The following is a 14392-nucleotide window of genomic DNA, read 5'->3' on the forward strand; positions in this document are numbered from 1 at the left end:
AAACAACCGGGTTAGGGGATGCTTCATGGACGGGATCCTGCTTCGCGACACCGCCACTGCCACCGACGAACGTTTCGTCGACGATTACCTGCTCTACCTGATGGCGCGGGCCTCGCATGCCGTCTCGACCGAGTTCCATTCCGTCCTGCGCAAGGCGGGCGTTTCCGTGCCGGTCTGGCGCGTGCTGGCGACGCTGTCCGGCAGCCCGGGCGAGACGGTGACCGGCCTGGCCGAGGCCTGCCTGCTGCAGCAGCCCACCATGACGAAGCTGCTGGACCGCATGGTCCGCGATGGTATCGTCAAGCGCATGCCCGACCAGCGTGACCGCCGCGTGGTGCGAATCCAGATGATGCCGCGTGGCGAGCAGATCGTCCGCGACCTCCTGATCGCCGCCAAGGCGCACGAGGCGGAGGTGCTGTCCCGCTTCCCGTCCCTGGACCGCCTGCAGCTCAAGCAGCTGCTGCGCGCCATGATGACCAAGCCCCCGCGGACGCGCCGCAGCGCGACCGCCATCGCCGCTTGAAGCTGCCCGATCCGGACCAGCTGGGCCGGATCGCGCTGATCCTGGTCGCGCTGGCCGCGGTCGTGCAGATCCTCATCCTCATCCTGCGCTGAAGCGTCTCCGGTGGCGCCTCAGCCACCGGGTACCTCGCAACCGGGGACCGTCTGCATTATCTCGGGAGGCGTGACCCAATCCACGCCCCCCTTCCTCGACCATGACCGTCCGCCGGTCCCCGACCTGGTGGTTCCCCGCGGCGTCACCCCCTTCCACCTGGAGGGCAAGCCCGTGCGCGGCCGCCTCGTGCGCCTCGGACCGCTCGCCGACGCCCTGCTCACCCGCCATGCCAATCCCGACGCGGTCACCCGCCTGCTCGGCGAGGCCCTGGCGCTGACCGCGGGCCTCGCCGCCGCGCTCAAGTTCCGCGGCAGCTTCTCGCTCCAGGCCAAGGGCGACGGGCCGATCTCCATGCTGCTCGCCGACTGCACCGATACGGGCGAGTTGCGCGGCCATGTCCGGATCGAGCCCGAGAAGCTTGCCATGTACGGCAAGAATCCCTCGGCGCGGGCCCTGCTCGGCCGCGGCTACCTGGCCTTCACCTGCGACCAGGGACAGGACATGGAGCGCTACCAGGGCATCGTCGCCATCGAGGGCGTGGACCTGACGGAGATGACCGCCAGCTACTTCGCCTCCTCGGAGCAGCTGCGCACCCATCTGCGCCTCGCCTGCGCGAAGACGGACGAAGGCTGGCGCGCGGCCGCCTTCATCATGGAGCGCGTCGCGACCGAGGGCGGCCTCGGCGCCGAGCTCGACGCGATGGACGGGGAGGATGCCTGGACCACGGCCGTCGCCCTGGCCAGCACGCTGAAGGACGAGGAGCTGCTGGACGATGCCCTGCCGCCGGAGCGCCTGCTGCACCGGCTGTTCCACCAGGAAGGGCTGATGGTCGCGCCGTCGCGCGCCCTGGCCTATGGCTGCCGCTGCTCCCGCTCGCGCCTGGTGACGGTCCTCGAGGGCTTCCCCACCGCGGATCTCGACCACATGGCCGAGGAGGGGACCATCACCATGACCTGCGAATTCTGCAATTTCGACTTCAAATTCAACCGTGAGAGCATCGATCGCGCCGCCGGGCACGCCTGATGCCTGGACACGGCTGACACTCAGCGGCCAAATCGGCTCGCCCGGGCCCCGCCAGGGCCCGGACATGACCAAGGGAGACCCCATGCTGCCACGCCGCGCCCTGCTGATCCTGCCCGCCGCGCTGCCTGCCGCCCTGGCCGCGTGCTCCTCCGCGCCGCCGCCGCGGCTGGAGGGACCGCCGATCTCCTATGGCCATCTCACGCAGATCCGGCTCGACGTCTCCGCGATCGTGACGGAGGACCGCACGCCGAATGCAGGCCCGAACGACCTGGGCCGCGACCTGCAGCCCAGCGCGGCCGAGGCCGTGCTGGTCATGGGCCGCGACCGGCTGGCCGCCTTCGGCTCCCAGCACCGCGCCCGCTTCAGCGCGACGCGCGCCCAGATCCTGCGGAACCGCAACCCAAGCCGCGGCGGGGCCTTCGCCTCCGATCCGGGCGAGCAGCTCACCTGCCAGCTCACCGCGCGGCTCGAGATCCTGGGCGAGAACGACCGCCGGCTCGGCTTCGCCGAGGCCTCGGCCGAAAGGTCCCAGACCGCGCCGAGCACGCCGAGCGAGCGCCGGATCGTCGCCGAGTCGCTCCTGCGGCAGGCGATGTTCGATCTGAACACCGAGTTCGAGTATCAGATCCGACGCTCCCTGCGCCCCTATCTGGTGGAGGGCACCGCCGCCGCGCCACCCCCGCCGGTCAGCCGCGAGGCGCTGCCGTGATCACCTTCTCGAACCCGCCCGGCGCGCCGGTCCCCGCCTCGCGCTACTCCCAGGCCGCGCTGGTCGAGGGCCCGGGCAAGCGGCTCGTCGTCTCGGGCCAGGTCGGCATGGCGCCGGACGGCCAGGTGCCCGCGGAGGGCAAGGCGCAGATCCGCCAGGCGCTGGCCAATCTCAAGGCCGTGCTGGCCGCGCATGGCATGGGCCCGGCCCATCTCGTGAAGATCACGGTCTTCCTGACGGATTCCTCCCTCGTCGCCCCCTGGCGGAGCCTGCGCGACGAGGCGCTGGAGGGCGCGGCGCCGACCAGCACGTTGCTGATCGTGGCGGGCCTCGCCAGCCCGAGATTCCTCGTCGAGGTCGAGGCGGAGGCCTTCCTTTCGGCGTAGCCGGGCCGGCCTGGACCGGCTGGCGGAGGGAAGAAGAAGAAACAATACTCCCCGGGCGGCTGAAGCGAGCAAGACGAAACTCGCCCCGCATCGCTCACTGCTCGGGAATGTCCAAACAAATGAAAACAACGCGTCGCGGCCTTCTGGCCGCCCCCCTGCTCCTGCCCGCCCTGGCGCAGGCGCAGCCCGCCTGGCAGCCCACCCGGCCGCTGCGGCTGATCGTGCCCTTCGCGCCCGGCGGCAGCACCGATGTCGGCGGCCGCCTCATCGCCGAGCGCATGGGCGAGACGCTGGGCCAGTCCGTGGTGGTGGAGAACCGGACCGGCGCCGGCGGCGCGGTCGGCGCCGAGGCCACTGCCCGCAGCGCGCCGGACGGCTACACGATGATGGTGGCCACCAATGGCGGCTTCACCATGGCCCCGCATCTCGGCCTCATGCGCTCGGTCGACGTGCGGCGCGAGCTTTCCATGGCCTCGATGATCTTCACGACCGACGTCATCGTGGTGGTGAACCAGCGCATCCCCGTGAACACCATCGCCGAATTCCTGGCCTATGTGCGGGAGCGCCCGGGTCAGCTCTCCTTCGCGACCTCCGGCGTCGGCACCAGCACGCATCTCTTCACCGAGCTCTTCATGGCCGTCTCCGGCACGCAGATGGTGCATGTGCCCTATCGCGGCTCGGGCCAGGCCATGGCGGATCTGGTGAGCGGCACGATCCAGGTGATGATCGACCAGCCCGCCAGCTCCATCGCCCAGGTGCGCCAGGGCGCCATCCGCGCGCTGGCGACCAGCGGCGGGCAACGCCTTTCCCTGCTGCCCGACATCCCAACCTTCGCCGAGGCCGGGCTGGGCGAGGCGAGCGTGCAGAGCTGGGGGGCCATCGCAGTTCCCGCCGGCACGCCGCCGGCCGCCATCGAGCGGATCGGCGCCGCCGTCCGCGAGGCCGTGTCACATCCGCCGGTCGTCCAGCGCATGGCGGCCGCGGGGCTCGATGCCGTCGGCAGCACGCCGGCCGAGATGGAGCAGGTCATCGCGCGGGACTACGAGCGCTGGGGCCGGGTAATCCGCGAGCGCAACATCCGGGTGGAATGAGCCATGGGGCGCCGGCCACCCAGGCCGGCGTCCTGAACTGGTTGCAATACTCCCCTCCATCCGCATGATCCGGCCATGCGCCTCCACGACAAGAAGCGGCTCGCGGCCCTTCGTGCCTACGATCCCGCCGGCATGGAGCGGGATCACGGCCTCGACAGCCTTTGCAACCTGGTCCGCCTGACCCTGGGCGTGCCCATGGCCGCCGTCACGCTGGTGGACGACAACACGACGCATCACGTCGGCATGGCGGGGTTGGAGCTGGGCGGCCTGCCGAACGGCGTCACCTTCTGTTCCCGCACGATCGAGCAGGACACGCCCATGCTGGTCGAGGATGCGACGAAGGATGCGCGCTTCGCCGACAACCCCTTCGTGACCGCCAATCCGGGTGTCCGCTTCTACGTCGGCGCGCCGCTCGTGGCGCCGGACGGCTCGGCGCTCGGCGCCATCTGCGCGGTCGATACCGCGGCCCATGCCTGCTCGGAGTCCGAGCAGGCGAAGCTCGTCAGCCTGGCCAGCACCGCCGTCGAGATCCTGGAGATGCGCCGCCGCGTGCGCGAGGTGCGCGCCCTGGCGCTCAGCGACGGGCTGACCGGCATCGCCAACCGCGCGGCCATCGAGCTCGAGATCGAGAAGGCCATCGCGGTGGTCGAGCGGCACGGCCTGCCCTTCGGCGTGCTCTTCTTCGACGTCGACCACTTCAAATCCGTCAACGACCTGCGCGGCCACGAGGCGGGGGACGACCTGCTGCGGCTCATCGGCGAGACCCTGGCCGCCACCACCCGCCGGGAGGAAGTCTGCGGGCGCCTGGGCGGGGACGAGTTCGTGGTGCTCCTGATGGGCTCCGATCCCACGAATGGCCGCGGCGCCGCCGAGCGGATCAAGGCGGCGCTGGACGAGGCCGTCGCGCGAGAGGGGTTCGCCGTCAGCTTCTCCATGGGCCTCGCCTTCTTCCCGACGGCGCCGGCCGACGCGGAGGCCGCGCTGAAGGCGGCCGACCGCCTGCTCTATGCGGCCAAGCGCCAGGGCAAGAACCGGATCGTCGTTGAGGCCAGCGAGGGCTGAAGGCCGGTCAGAGCGCCGCCAGCACCAGCGTCACCGCGAGCCCGCCCAGCACGGGGAGCAGCAGCCCGCCGCGCCAGAACAGGATCGCGACCGCCGCGGCGAGGCCCGCCACCCGCGCGACCAAGGGCAGCGAGGCCATGATGCCGCCCGGGGCGATCACCGCCGCCAGCACGAAGGCGGTCAGCGTCGCCTGCGCCACCGATCCCGCCCAGCGCACGAAGGGATGATCCGGCTTCAGCCGGCCCGCCACCAGCAGCCCCGCCGCCCGCATGCCGGCGCAGGCGAGGATCAGCAGGATCAGCGCAAGGGCGGCACTGCTCACGGGCGCCGCTCCTTGGCCTGGCCCCAGAGGAAGGCGACCGTCCCACCCACCAGCCCGGCGCCGAGCAAGGCCCAGGAGGCCGGGAGCAGCAGCACCAGCGGCGTCGCCACCGCGCCGCAGAGCACGGCGCGCCGGGCCGGGGCGAAGCGCGTGTCGCCGGCCAGGATCGTGCCGAAGTAGAGCGGATTGACGAAGAGCAGCGCGGCCAGGATCCACCCGTCCAGCACCGGCGCGACGAGATGGCCGAGCCAGGTGGAAAGCCCCGCCACGGTCCAGGAGGTCAGGGCGAAGCCCAGGAACCAGGCGAGGCGGTCGGCCGGCGGAAGGTCGGGCAGGCGGCGCATCGCCATGGCCCAGGGGGTCACGGCGATGAACGGCATCGCCAGGAAGCGCAGCCGCACATGGGGGCCGAGCCAGGGGCCCAGCGCCACCGCCATCGGCAGGAAGCGGGCATTGGCCGCGACGGCGCCGAGCACCGCCGGCAGGGCGCCGCCCGGCGCGCCGACCGCCGCCAGCAGCACCATCTGCCCGGGCATGCCGTAAACGAGCTGGCCGGCCGCCAGCCCCCAGCCCATGCCGAGCCCGGCGGCCTGCACCGCCGCGCCGAAGGCCATGAAGGTCGCGGCCATGGCCAGCGCCGGCGCGCCAAGCGCCTCGCGGCAGGCGGAGCGGAAAATCATCGCCCGCAGGATCACCGCAGCGGCGCGCGCCGTCCAGATCGCCCCATTACGATTTTGTATTGAAGATGAATGCCAGCTGAATTATTTCTGAACCGAACCTGAATGAAACATAATGTAACTGAAACCTGAACGCAAGCTGAATGGCGTCATGTGGATGTCATCACCCGACAGGCCTTCCGCCATGCGTCACACCCTCGTGTCTTCGTTGCGGAAGCAGGCCCGGCCGGCCATGCCCTTCTCCCTGCGTCGGGCCAGCGGTCCCCTCGCCTCCGGGGCCTTCTCCACGCCCCCGCCGGCCGCGCTGAGCTAGGGCCGGGGCGCTAGCGCCCGAACCCGGTTCACCGCCGTCTTCCTCCGTCATCGCCGCCCGAACCCACGGGCCAGGAACGCCAGGCAACCGCCGTCCCCATCAGGGCGGCGCCCGCTGCTTGGCGCCCTCCCGGCCGTGATCGCCCGCACACGCCCTCCATCCGTCCTTCGGACACGCAGCAAAGATCCCCGCATGACCTCTCCCCATGTCCTCATCACGGGCGCCACTGGCCTCATCGGCGGCGCCGTGCTCGCCCAGGCCGCGCAGGCCTGGCCGGAAGCCCGCTTCACCGCCCTTGTCCGCGCGCGTGACGACAGCGAGGCGCGGTTCCGCCTCCTGACCCGGCTGCGTCGGCTGACCGACCTGCAGACCGCGACCGAGATCGCCGCCCGCACGGAGATCCTCTGCGGCGACCTGAAGTCCCTCTCCCGGATCCCCGATGGCCGCTTCCGGGACATGACCCATGTCCTGCATCTCGCGGCCGAAACCTCCTTCTTCGCGAAGGAGAGCAGCTGGCGGATGAACTTCGAGGGCACGATGGCGGTGGCCGAGGCCGCGACCGCCATGCCGCGGCTCGAGCGCTTCCTGCATGTCAGCACCGCCACCGTCTGCGGCAGCAATGCGCCCCGGATGATCCACGAGGATGCCTATCCCGACGCCGCGGCCATCCACATCGCGCCCTATACCTACACCAAGGCTTGCGCCGAGACGGCCCTGCGGGAGCGCTACTTCGACCTCCCGGTCGTCATCGCGCGGCCGTCGATCGTCGTCGGGCATTCGCGGCTGGGGGCCGCGCCGTCTTCCTCCATCCTGTGGTTCGTGCGGGCGGCGGATGCGATGCATCTCGTGAGCAGCGATCCGGAGGGGGGGATCGACTTCATCCCCAGCGACTGGACCGCCGATGCCCTGCTGCTGCTGCTGACCAAGCCGAAGCTCGCGCACGATCTCTATCACGTCTCGGCCGGCACCGGCGCGCGCACCTACTGGCCCGCGCTGCGGCAGGCCTTCGCCAACTGGCGCGGCGAGCCGCTGCAGCCGCTGACGCACCTGCCCGCCGGCGACCGTCAGCTGCTGAGCACGCGCTTCAAGGCGACCTTCGGCGGCGGGGATGCCCGGCTGACGCTCATGCATCGCGGCTGCCGGAAGTATTTCGAGTTCTGCGCGCTGGACGCGACCTTCGACAATTCGCGCCTGCTGGCCGAGGGCATGGCGCCGCCGCCGAGCCTGCCCGAATACCTCGTGCCCTGCCTCGAGAACCCCGGGGGCCTCGGCATCCTGGACGCCTTCCTGGACGACATGGACATGTTCGAGACGCCGGCGCCGGTCGCGGCGTGACCGCGCGCCTGTGCCATCTCCTCGCGGCGCTCCTCCTCTCCTGCGCCGCCGCCCAGGCGCAGGAGATGCCCACGCCGCGCCAGGGGCTGGAGGTCAATCTGGGCGCCGGGCCGCTGCTCTACCCGGCCTATCCCGGCGCGCGCGTCTCCCGCGTCTTCCCCTTCCCCGTCGTCAGCGGCGGCTACGGGTCGCGCGTGGAGTTCGACCTGCTGGACGGCCTGCGCGTCACCGCGCTGGAAGCGGCCGGCCTCTCCTTCGGGCCAGCCGCCCGCCTGCGCTTCGGCCGCCGGACCGCCGACGACCGGCGCGAACTCCATGGCCTGCGCAGCTTCTCCGACACGATCGAGGCCGGCGGCTTCATCGCCTTTGAGCGCGGCCCCTTCTACGCCGACGCGACGCTGACGCAGGACGTGGCGCAGGCGCATCGCGGCCTGGCGCTGGAGGCGCGGGCGTTGCTCTCCTTCCCGCTCGGGCCGCTGGGGGTGGAGGCGGGGCCGGAGCTTCGCGTGGTCAACCGCAGCTTCGCGCAATCCTTCTTCGGCATCGGCCCGATCAACGCCGCGGCCAGCGGGCGCCCGGCCTACAGCGCGCCTGGCGGGCTGGAGCGCGCGGGCGGCATCCTCAGCGCGGAATACCGCCTCGCCGATCGTTGGGCGCTGCGGGGCTTCGCCGAATGGGCTCGGCTCGGGGATGCAGCCGCGCGCTCGCCCCTGGTGCGGGACGGTGGCTCCCGCCAGCAGGTCTATGCGGGCCTCTTCCTGGTCTGGCGCGCCTGGTAGTCCGCATGGTCAGGCCCGAAGGCGGGGTGATAGAGGAGGCAGGCCATCACGAAAGAGAAGCCCCGATGACACGCCTGCCCCGCCGCGCCCTGCTCGCGGCCCCGCTGCTCGCCGCGCCGGCCCTCGTCCATGCGCAGGCGCCCGTCGTGAACCGCACGGTGCGCATCCTGGCCGGCTTCCCGGCCGGGGGCACGGTGGACGTGGCCTGCCGCCTCTTCGCCGAGCGGCTGCGCGGCGTCTGGGCGCCGCAGGTGGTGGTGGACAACCGCGTCGGCGCCACGGGGCGGCTCGCCATCGAGGAGTTGCTGCGCAGCGAGCCCGACGGCACCTCCATCCTCATCACCCCCGCCAGCATGGTGACGATCTACCCACACCTCTACGGCCAGCGCCTGCGCTACGACCCCATCGCGGACCTGCAGCCGGTGACGCCGGTCGTGCTCTATCCCTTCTCGCTTGCGGTCGGACCGGCGGCGCCAGGGGTGACGAACCTCGCCCAGTTCGTGGACTTCGCGAAAAGCCGCAACGGCATCGCCTATGCCTCGCCGGCCGCGGGCTCGGTGCCGCATTTCACCGGCGTGATGCTGGCCCGCGCGGCCGGGATCGAGCTGACCCATCTGCCCTATCGCGGCGCCGCCCCGGCCATCACCGACGCCATCGCGGGCCAGATCCCGGCCACCATCAACGTCATCGGCGACCAGGTGGAGCATCACCTCTCCAACCGCCTGCGGATGATCGCGGTGACCAGCGAACGGCGCGTGCCGCGCTTCCCCGATATCGCGACCTTCGCGGAGCAGGGCTACCCGGACCTCACGACCGACGAATGGTTCGGCGCCTTCCTGCCGGCCCGCGCGCCGGCCGCACTCGTCCAGGCGCTGAATGCGGCGCTGGTGACGGCGGCCCAGAATGCCGAGCTGCGGCAGAATCTGGAGGCGCGGGAGTTCGAGGCCTTCACCAGCCCCAGCGCCGATTTCGCGGCCCGCATCCAGCGCGAGACGACGAAATGGGGCCCGGTCGTGCAGGAATCCGGCTTCCGGCCGGAAGACTGATCGCCCCCGGAGGCGCCGCGCGAAAGCCCGGCGCCCCGAGGCGAGTCGTTACCAGCGCAGGCTGCGCAGCGCGGCGACCGGCGCCACCTTCTCCTCGGCCGCCACCTCGAAGAGATAGTCCGGCGAGGGGTCGGCGCCATGCGCATCGGCCGCGAGGCCGGTGAGCGCCCAGAGGCTGTCGATGCCGGCCGCCTGCGCGCCCGCGAGATCCGTGTGCGGCGTATCGCCCACGGCGACCACCCGGGCGCGATCGGTCATGCCGAGCAGCTCCATCACCGGGCCATAGACGGCCGGGTCCGGCTTGCCGACCTCAAAGATATCGCCGCCCCATTCGGCATAGACGTCCGCGAAGGCGCCGGCGCAGATCAGCCGCTCGCCCGCGACCATCACCGCGCGGTCCGGATTGACGCAGACCATGGGCAGGCCGGCCTTGAAGCAGGCCTCCAGGATCGGGCGATAGGGCTCCACCGACTTCGACTTGCGGTCGGGGTCGGGGCCGGTGTTGAGGAGGAAGTCGGCCTCCTCCGGCGTCGCCACCAGCTCGGCCGCGCCCTCCTCGACGACGGAGAGGTCGCGCTCGGGGCCGATGTGGAAAGCCTTGCGGCCCAGCTTCTCGAACCAGGGCTGGTCGCGCCGGCTCAGCCAGCGCCAGGCCACCTCGCCCGAGGAGATGATGCCGTCATAGAGGCCGCGGTCGATCTCCATGCGGTCCAGCATGCCCTGGATGAACCAGGAGCGGCGCGGCGCATTGGTGAGGAAGACGACCTTCTTGCCGCGAGCCTTCAGCTCGGCCAGGCAGTCGATCACGCCGGGATAGGGTTGCCTCCCGTCATGCACGACGCCCCAGAGGTCGAAGACATAACCGTCGTAACGGTCGGAGACGGGGGCCAGGCCCTCGAGGATCGGCAAGCTCATGCTTCGGTCCCTACCGCGTCCGCGACCGAGGGGAAACCATCCCGCGCCAGCAGGGCCGAAAGCTCGCGCTTGATCCGACCGATCAACGCCGGGCCGCCATAGGCGAAGGCCGAGTAGAGCTGCACCAGCGAGGCGCCCGCCCGGATCTTGCGATAGGCCTGCTCACCGCTCGACACGCCGCCGGCGCCGATCAGCACGAGGCGCCCATCGGCGATCCGATAGGCCCGCGCCAGCATCTCGGTGGAGCGCTCGAAGAGCGGCGCGCCCGAAAGGCCGCCCGCCTCGCCCTTCAGTGGCGAGCGCAGGCTGGCCGGGCGGGCGATGGTCGTGTTGCTGATGATGAGGCCGGCGACGCCGGCGGCCACGCAGACCTCGACGATCGGCGCCAGCGCGTCCTCGGCGAGGTCGGGCGCCAGCTTCACCAGCACGGGCTTGCCGACGCCGGGCGGGTTCACCGCGGCCAGGATGGCGGCCAGCCGCTCCTCGCCCTGCAGGTCGCGCAGGCCGGGCGTGTTGGGGGAGGAGACGTTGATCGTCACGTAGTCGGCATGCGGGGCGACGCTGCGGCAGAGGGCGGGGTAGTCCCGCTCGGGGTCCGCGCCCTCCTTGTTCACGCCGACATTGGCGCCGAGCACGCCCGGCAGCGGGAGGGAAAGGCCCTTCAGGCGGCCGAGATATTCATCCAGGCCCGCATTGTTGAAGCCCATGCGGTTGATGACCGCCTGGTCCTCCGTCAGCCGGAAGAGGCGCGGGCGGGGATTGCCCGCCTGGGGGCGCGGCGTGACGGTGCCCGCCTCCACGAAGCCGAAGCCCAGGCGCAGCAGCGGCAGGATGGCCGTCGCATCCTTGTCGAAGCCGGCGGCGAGGCCGATCGGGTTGGAGAAACCGAGGCCAAGGGCCCGCGTGGCGAGGTTCGGGGCGTCGGGCCCCGAATCCCGGCCGGCAAGGCCGAGCGCGAGAAGCCGGAGGGCAGCCCGATGCGCGGTTTCGGCGTCGAGGCCGCGCATCAGCGGCATGAGGGCGGAGGCGAGGGAGGGCGTCATGACCCGGCCTGGATAGGGCAGATCGCCCCGCGTTGACAGGCGGCCCGCCCACGGCGACACCAGGGAATTCCGGGAATTGGGGGAAAAGCTTTGCGCGGCCCGCTGCTGCTCATGGCAGGCATTGGCCTGTTCGGTCTGCTGGACGCCAACAGCAAGCTTCTCTCGGGCGGCTTCTCCGCCGCGCAGACCATCTTCCTCCGCTACGCGGTCCTGCTGGGGCTGCTCTTCCTCGCCCGCGGGCTGGTGCGCGGGGCGGGCGGGCCGCTCGGCACGCGCCATCCGGGGCGGCACCTGGCCCGGGCGCTCTCCATGCTCGGCGCCGCAACCTTCTTCTTCCTGGCCTTCCGCCACCTGCCCCTGGCCGACGGCTACCTGATCTTCTTCACGGCACCCTTCCTCACCCTGATCGGGGCCGCGATCTACCTGAAGGAACCGGTGCCCGGCCGCGCCTGGCTCTGGTCCGCCGTCGGGTTCTCGGGGGTGCTGCTGGCGCTCTCGCCGCATCTGGGCGAGGGCGAGCGCGGCAGCCTCTTCGGCTTCGCCTGCGCCCTGGTGGGCACGATCTGCTACACGACGAACGTCATCCTCAACCGCAGCCTGCGGGACGAGCGGGGCGTCGCGCGGCTGGTCCTATGGCCCGCGATCATCGGCGGCGCGGCCACCCTGCCCTTCGCGGCCTGGCACTGGGTGGAGCCCTCGGCGCTGCAATGGACCCAGCTGATCGTGAACGGCGTCATCGCCGGCACCGGCACGGTCATGCTGGCGCTGGCCTTCCGGGTCTCGCCGCCGTCCCGCCTCGCGCCCTTCGACTTCGTCGCCCTGCCCTGGGCCGTCGCGCTGGACTTCGCCATCTTCGGCAATGTGCCGACCCTGCCCGTCGTCGCGGGCGGCGCGGTGGTGGCGATGGCCTGCGTGATGAGCGAGCGCGCGGTGTCGCGCGCCGCCCGGCAGTCTCAAGCGATCCCGGCCGGGAACGCGTGAAGCCCCCCCGCATCCAGCGGCACATGGACCGCGCGGCGCACCGCCGATAGCGGCAGCGGGCCGTAGAGATGCGGGAAGAGGCCGGGCCGGCTGCCGCCCGTCGCCGGCTCCCAGCGCAGCGCCTCGCCGAGCGCCGCGGCCTCGACCTCCACCATCCAGAGATCGGCCTCGCCCGCACGGTGCTTCGCCGCGCTCGCCCGCAGCTGGGCGGCGGCCGAGAAATGCAGGAAGCCGTCGCGCCGGTCGTCGGCGCTGCCGTGATAGGCGCCGGCGGCCTCGGCAGCGCGCCAGTCCTCGCCGCGGACGAGGGTGTAGATCAGCGCGTCCATCGGTGCCTCCCGAGGCCGGCCATTCAGGCCGCGCTCTCGCGCGCCAGGATCTTCTTCACGCTCGGCCGCTCCGCCATGTTGGCGCGATGCGCGGAGAGGCGCGGGAAGGCGGCGAGATCCACGCCGTCGCCCTTCATCCATTGCACGATGGTGAAGAGGTAGGGGTCGGCGACGGTGAAGGCCTCGCCCATCACCCAGGGGCCCTTCAACAGGTGAGTCTCGAGGAGCTCGGCGCAGGCGCTCATGGTCTCGGGCACCTTGCGGCGCATGTCGGCGAAGGAGGATTCCTCATCGGCCCAGCGCGTGCCGCGCACCTTGTGCGCATGCGCGACGTGCACGGTCGAGCAGAGGTAGCTGTTGAAGGCCTGCATCTCCGCCAGGGCAAAGGCGTCGTCCAGCGGCGCCAGCCGGGCCTCGGGGAAGCTCTGCGCGATGAAGACGAGGATGGCCGGCGTCTCGGTCAGCACGCCGCGCGACGTCACCAGCGCGGGCACGCGCGCCTTCGGGTTCAGCGCCATGTAGTCGGCGGATTTCTGCTGCCCGGCGCCGAAATCGACGCGGCGCGGCTCATAGGCCGCACCGGCCTCCTCCAGCGCGATGTGCGAGGCGAGGGAGCAGGCATTGGGGGAATAGTAGAATGTGAGCATGGGGCGGCACCGTCGGGATTTTTCCAACCATCCCCGATCCGCCCCGGGCCGGCAACGCCATCAGCCCTCCAGCCGATAGAAGACGAGGCCGCCGAATTCCGCGCAGGGCACGCGGCCCAGGGCCCAGGCCGGCTGAAGCGTGTCCGCATGCCAATGCGTGGCGCCGCCGGCCGTGTCGCGCAGCGCGCCCGAGAGCGCCCGCTGGGCCACGCGCCGGCACACGGCCAGGAAGGGATCGTCGTCGCGGGGATGGGCGAAGCGCGCATGCCGGCGGTGGCGCGGATGCAGCACCGGGAACTGGAAGGGCGCGCGCAGCACGGCGATCAGCGCCCTCGGCAGGGTCTCGGGCGCGGTGCCGGCGGCGAAGCGGAGCCGCCCTTCCGGCGAGGCGAGGGCCGCGTGCGCCCGGTTCATCGCCAGGCAGGCCAGCCCCTCGACCGCCTTCACCGGCCGCCCCCCGGCCTCGGCATGGAGGATGCGGGCCAGCAGCTCGCCCGCGGCGCTGGCCGCCGGCAGGGGATGGGGCGCGCTCATTCGCCGCGATCCTGCCGGCGATGGACCTCGGCCAGCTTGCTCTCGATGCGCAGGAGCTGCTCGGTCAGGCGGCGGTCCACGTCGCGGATGAGCGAGAGGGGCACGTAGGTCCGCGCCACCTCCAGCTTGAAGGCCGCCAGGTCCTCGCGGGTGCGGCTGAGGCCGTCCTGCGGGTCGGGGCCGCCGCGCCGGTCCAGGTCGCGCCTGATGCCGTAGAGGAGCCAGTAGAGCGCGCCCATGGCGGGCGCCTGCGCGGCGTTGATCCACCAGAAGGTGGTGGGGTCGGTGGGATCCATGGGACCTCCTCGGGGCGCGCCAAACCGCGCCGCGCGTGGTAGAAGCGGGGAATGTGGAATGAGCCGTATCTGGAAACCTGCTGCCGCTCGGCGCTGCACCGGCTGACCCTGGTGCGCCGGCACGGGCGGCCGACCGGCCTCGCGGACGAGCCCTGCCTGAAACGGCTGGCCGAGATGGGCTTCGCCCAGCCGCGCGAGGATGGCCGCTTCGAGATCACCGCGGCCGGGCGTGTCCGCCACGCGAGCGAGATTCTGAAGCGCCCCGCCGCCTGACGGCAGGCGGGCGGC

At 71.8% G+C, this 14392-nt stretch carries 19 protein-coding genes; 11 read left to right on the forward strand and 8 right to left on the reverse strand.

Annotated elements, in window-relative coordinates:
* Nucleotides 1–25 precede the first annotated feature (25 nt).
* The 6 genes from KHU32_RS00950 (at nt 26) to KHU32_RS00975 (ending at nt 4887) form a co-directional block, all read left to right on the forward strand.
* Nucleotides 26–523 carry a MarR family winged helix-turn-helix transcriptional regulator gene (locus tag KHU32_RS00950; protein ID WP_213668182.1) on the forward strand — a complete coding sequence of 166 codons (498 nt, stop codon included), beginning with the start codon at nt 26–28 and terminating at the stop codon, nt 521–523.
* Between the two features lie 162 nt (nt 524–685).
* Nucleotides 686–1639: an Hsp33 family molecular chaperone HslO gene (gene hslO, locus KHU32_RS00955; protein ID WP_314075566.1), complete on the forward strand. Its 954-nt coding sequence runs from the start codon at nt 686–688 to the stop codon at nt 1637–1639.
* Between the two features lie 82 nt (nt 1640–1721).
* Nucleotides 1722–2348: a hypothetical protein gene (locus KHU32_RS00960; RefSeq protein WP_213668183.1), complete on the forward strand. Its 627-nt coding sequence runs from the start codon at nt 1722–1724 to the stop codon at nt 2346–2348.
* The gene (locus tag KHU32_RS00965) at nt 2345–2734 is read left to right on the forward strand and encodes a RidA family protein (protein WP_213668184.1); all 390 of its coding nucleotides are present in this window, start codon (nt 2345–2347) and stop codon (nt 2732–2734) included. The genes KHU32_RS00960 and KHU32_RS00965 overlap by 4 nt, the downstream gene beginning before the upstream one ends.
* A gap of 119 nt (nt 2735–2853) precedes the next feature.
* The gene (locus KHU32_RS00970) at nt 2854–3825 is read left to right on the forward strand and encodes a Bug family tripartite tricarboxylate transporter substrate binding protein (RefSeq protein WP_213668185.1); all 972 of its coding nucleotides are present in this window, start codon (nt 2854–2856) and stop codon (nt 3823–3825) included.
* Nucleotides 3826–3900: 75 nt separating this feature from the next.
* The gene (locus KHU32_RS00975) at nt 3901–4887 is read left to right on the forward strand and encodes a sensor domain-containing diguanylate cyclase (RefSeq protein WP_213668186.1); all 987 of its coding nucleotides are present in this window, start codon (nt 3901–3903) and stop codon (nt 4885–4887) included.
* Between the two features lie 7 nt (nt 4888–4894).
* Here the strand turns inward: KHU32_RS00975 and KHU32_RS00980 are convergent, their stop codons facing one another.
* Both KHU32_RS00980 and KHU32_RS00985 read right to left on the reverse strand, forming a co-directional pair.
* Nucleotides 4895–5209: an AzlD domain-containing protein gene (locus tag KHU32_RS00980; RefSeq protein WP_213668187.1), complete on the reverse strand. Its 315-nt coding sequence runs from the start codon at nt 5207–5209 to the stop codon at nt 4895–4897.
* Nucleotides 5206–5889 (reverse strand): AzlC family ABC transporter permease, encoded by a 684-nt coding sequence (locus tag KHU32_RS00985; RefSeq protein WP_213668188.1) that lies wholly within the window; start codon nt 5887–5889, stop codon nt 5206–5208. Before KHU32_RS00985 ends, KHU32_RS00980 begins: the two co-directional genes overlap by 4 nt.
* 502 nt (nt 5890–6391) lie before the next feature.
* Here KHU32_RS00985 and KHU32_RS00990 point away from each other — a divergent pair.
* The 3 genes from KHU32_RS00990 (at nt 6392) to KHU32_RS01000 (ending at nt 9359) form a co-directional block, all read left to right on the forward strand.
* A complete protein-coding gene (locus tag KHU32_RS00990) occupies nt 6392–7534 on the forward strand; it encodes an SDR family oxidoreductase (protein ID WP_213668189.1) in 1143 nt (380 codons plus the stop codon).
* Entirely contained in the window at nt 7531–8313 is a 783-nt protein-coding gene (locus tag KHU32_RS00995) for a MipA/OmpV family protein (protein ID WP_213668190.1), read from the forward strand. The genes KHU32_RS00990 and KHU32_RS00995 overlap by 4 nt, the downstream gene beginning before the upstream one ends.
* A 65-nt stretch (nt 8314–8378) precedes the next feature.
* Entirely contained in the window at nt 8379–9359 is a 981-nt protein-coding gene (locus tag KHU32_RS01000; RefSeq protein WP_213668191.1) for a tripartite tricarboxylate transporter substrate-binding protein, read from the forward strand.
* Nucleotides 9360–9407: 48 nt separating this feature from the next.
* Here KHU32_RS01000 and KHU32_RS01005 read toward each other — a convergent pair whose 3' ends face one another.
* Nucleotides 9408–10274, reverse strand: coding sequence for a TIGR01459 family HAD-type hydrolase (locus tag KHU32_RS01005; RefSeq protein WP_249680466.1), 867 nt, complete (start codon nt 10272–10274; stop codon nt 9408–9410).
* Nucleotides 10271–11317, reverse strand: a complete 1047-nt coding sequence (locus KHU32_RS01010; protein ID WP_213668192.1) for a quinone-dependent dihydroorotate dehydrogenase — start codon at nt 11315–11317, stop codon at nt 10271–10273. The genes KHU32_RS01005 and KHU32_RS01010 overlap by 4 nt, the downstream gene beginning before the upstream one ends.
* A 90-nt stretch (nt 11318–11407) precedes the next feature.
* Between KHU32_RS01010 and KHU32_RS01015 the strand changes: the two genes are divergently transcribed.
* A complete protein-coding gene (locus KHU32_RS01015; RefSeq protein ID WP_249680467.1) occupies nt 11408–12298 on the forward strand; it encodes a DMT family transporter in 891 nt (296 codons plus the stop codon).
* Here KHU32_RS01015 and KHU32_RS01020 read toward each other — a convergent pair.
* From KHU32_RS01020 to KHU32_RS01035, 4 genes are read right to left on the reverse strand one after another with little or no spacing between them, the layout of a single operon-like run.
* Nucleotides 12271–12627: a DUF952 domain-containing protein gene (locus tag KHU32_RS01020; protein WP_213668193.1), complete on the reverse strand. Its 357-nt coding sequence runs from the start codon at nt 12625–12627 to the stop codon at nt 12271–12273. The genes KHU32_RS01015 and KHU32_RS01020 overlap by 28 nt on opposite strands.
* Before the next feature lie 23 nt (nt 12628–12650).
* Nucleotides 12651–13274: a glutathione S-transferase family protein gene (locus KHU32_RS01025; RefSeq protein WP_213668194.1), complete on the reverse strand. Its 624-nt coding sequence runs from the start codon at nt 13272–13274 to the stop codon at nt 12651–12653.
* 60 nt (nt 13275–13334) lie between these two features.
* Nucleotides 13335–13808, reverse strand: a complete 474-nt coding sequence (locus KHU32_RS01030; protein WP_213668195.1) for a cell wall hydrolase — start codon at nt 13806–13808, stop codon at nt 13335–13337.
* A complete protein-coding gene (locus tag KHU32_RS01035; protein WP_213668196.1) occupies nt 13805–14104 on the reverse strand; it encodes a hypothetical protein in 300 nt (99 codons plus the stop codon). The genes KHU32_RS01030 and KHU32_RS01035 overlap by 4 nt, the downstream gene beginning before the upstream one ends.
* 51 nt (nt 14105–14155) lie before the next feature.
* Between KHU32_RS01035 and KHU32_RS01040 the strand changes: the two genes are divergently transcribed.
* A complete protein-coding gene (locus KHU32_RS01040; protein WP_213668197.1) occupies nt 14156–14377 on the forward strand; it encodes a hypothetical protein in 222 nt (73 codons plus the stop codon).
* Nucleotides 14378–14392: the final 15 nt, after the last annotated feature.

The sequence above is a fragment of the Roseococcus pinisoli genome (assembly GCF_018413645.1).
Taxonomy (GTDB): Bacteria; Pseudomonadota; Alphaproteobacteria; order Acetobacterales; family Acetobacteraceae; genus Roseococcus; species Roseococcus pinisoli.

Bases quoted from the DNA above. Each gene is read 5' to 3' on its own strand.
- KHU32_RS00960 (WP_213668183.1), top strand. From the start codon at position 1,722: ATGCTGCCACGCCGCGCCCTGCTGATCCTGCCCGCCGCGCTGCCTGCC.
- KHU32_RS00975 (WP_213668186.1), top strand. From the start codon at position 3,901: ATGCGCCTCCACGACAAGAAGCGGCTCGCGGCCCTTCGTGCCTACGAT.
- KHU32_RS00970 (WP_213668185.1), top strand. From the start codon at position 2,854: ATGAAAACAACGCGTCGCGGCCTTCTGGCCGCCCCCCTGCTCCTGCCC.
- KHU32_RS01030 (WP_213668195.1), bottom strand. From the start codon at position 13,808: ATGAGCGCGCCCCATCCCCTGCCGGCGGCCAGCGCCGCGGGCGAGCTG.
- KHU32_RS01010 (WP_213668192.1), bottom strand. From the start codon at position 11,317: ATGACGCCCTCCCTCGCCTCCGCCCTCATGCCGCTGATGCGCGGCCTC.
- KHU32_RS00990 (WP_213668189.1), top strand. From the start codon at position 6,392: ATGACCTCTCCCCATGTCCTCATCACGGGCGCCACTGGCCTCATCGGC.
- KHU32_RS01020 (WP_213668193.1), bottom strand. From the start codon at position 12,627: ATGGACGCGCTGATCTACACCCTCGTCCGCGGCGAGGACTGGCGCGCT.
- KHU32_RS01025 (WP_213668194.1), bottom strand. From the start codon at position 13,274: ATGCTCACATTCTACTATTCCCCCAATGCCTGCTCCCTCGCCTCGCAC.
- KHU32_RS01000 (WP_213668191.1), top strand. From the start codon at position 8,379: ATGACACGCCTGCCCCGCCGCGCCCTGCTCGCGGCCCCGCTGCTCGCC.
- KHU32_RS01040 (WP_213668197.1), top strand. From the start codon at position 14,156: ATGTGGAATGAGCCGTATCTGGAAACCTGCTGCCGCTCGGCGCTGCAC.
- KHU32_RS00950 (WP_213668182.1), top strand. From the start codon at position 26: ATGGACGGGATCCTGCTTCGCGACACCGCCACTGCCACCGACGAACGT.
- KHU32_RS00985 (WP_213668188.1), bottom strand. From the start codon at position 5,889: ATGATTTTCCGCTCCGCCTGCCGCGAGGCGCTTGGCGCGCCGGCGCTG.
- KHU32_RS01035 (WP_213668196.1), bottom strand. From the start codon at position 14,104: ATGGATCCCACCGACCCCACCACCTTCTGGTGGATCAACGCCGCGCAG.
- KHU32_RS01005 (WP_249680466.1), bottom strand. From the start codon at position 10,274: ATGAGCTTGCCGATCCTCGAGGGCCTGGCCCCCGTCTCCGACCGTTAC.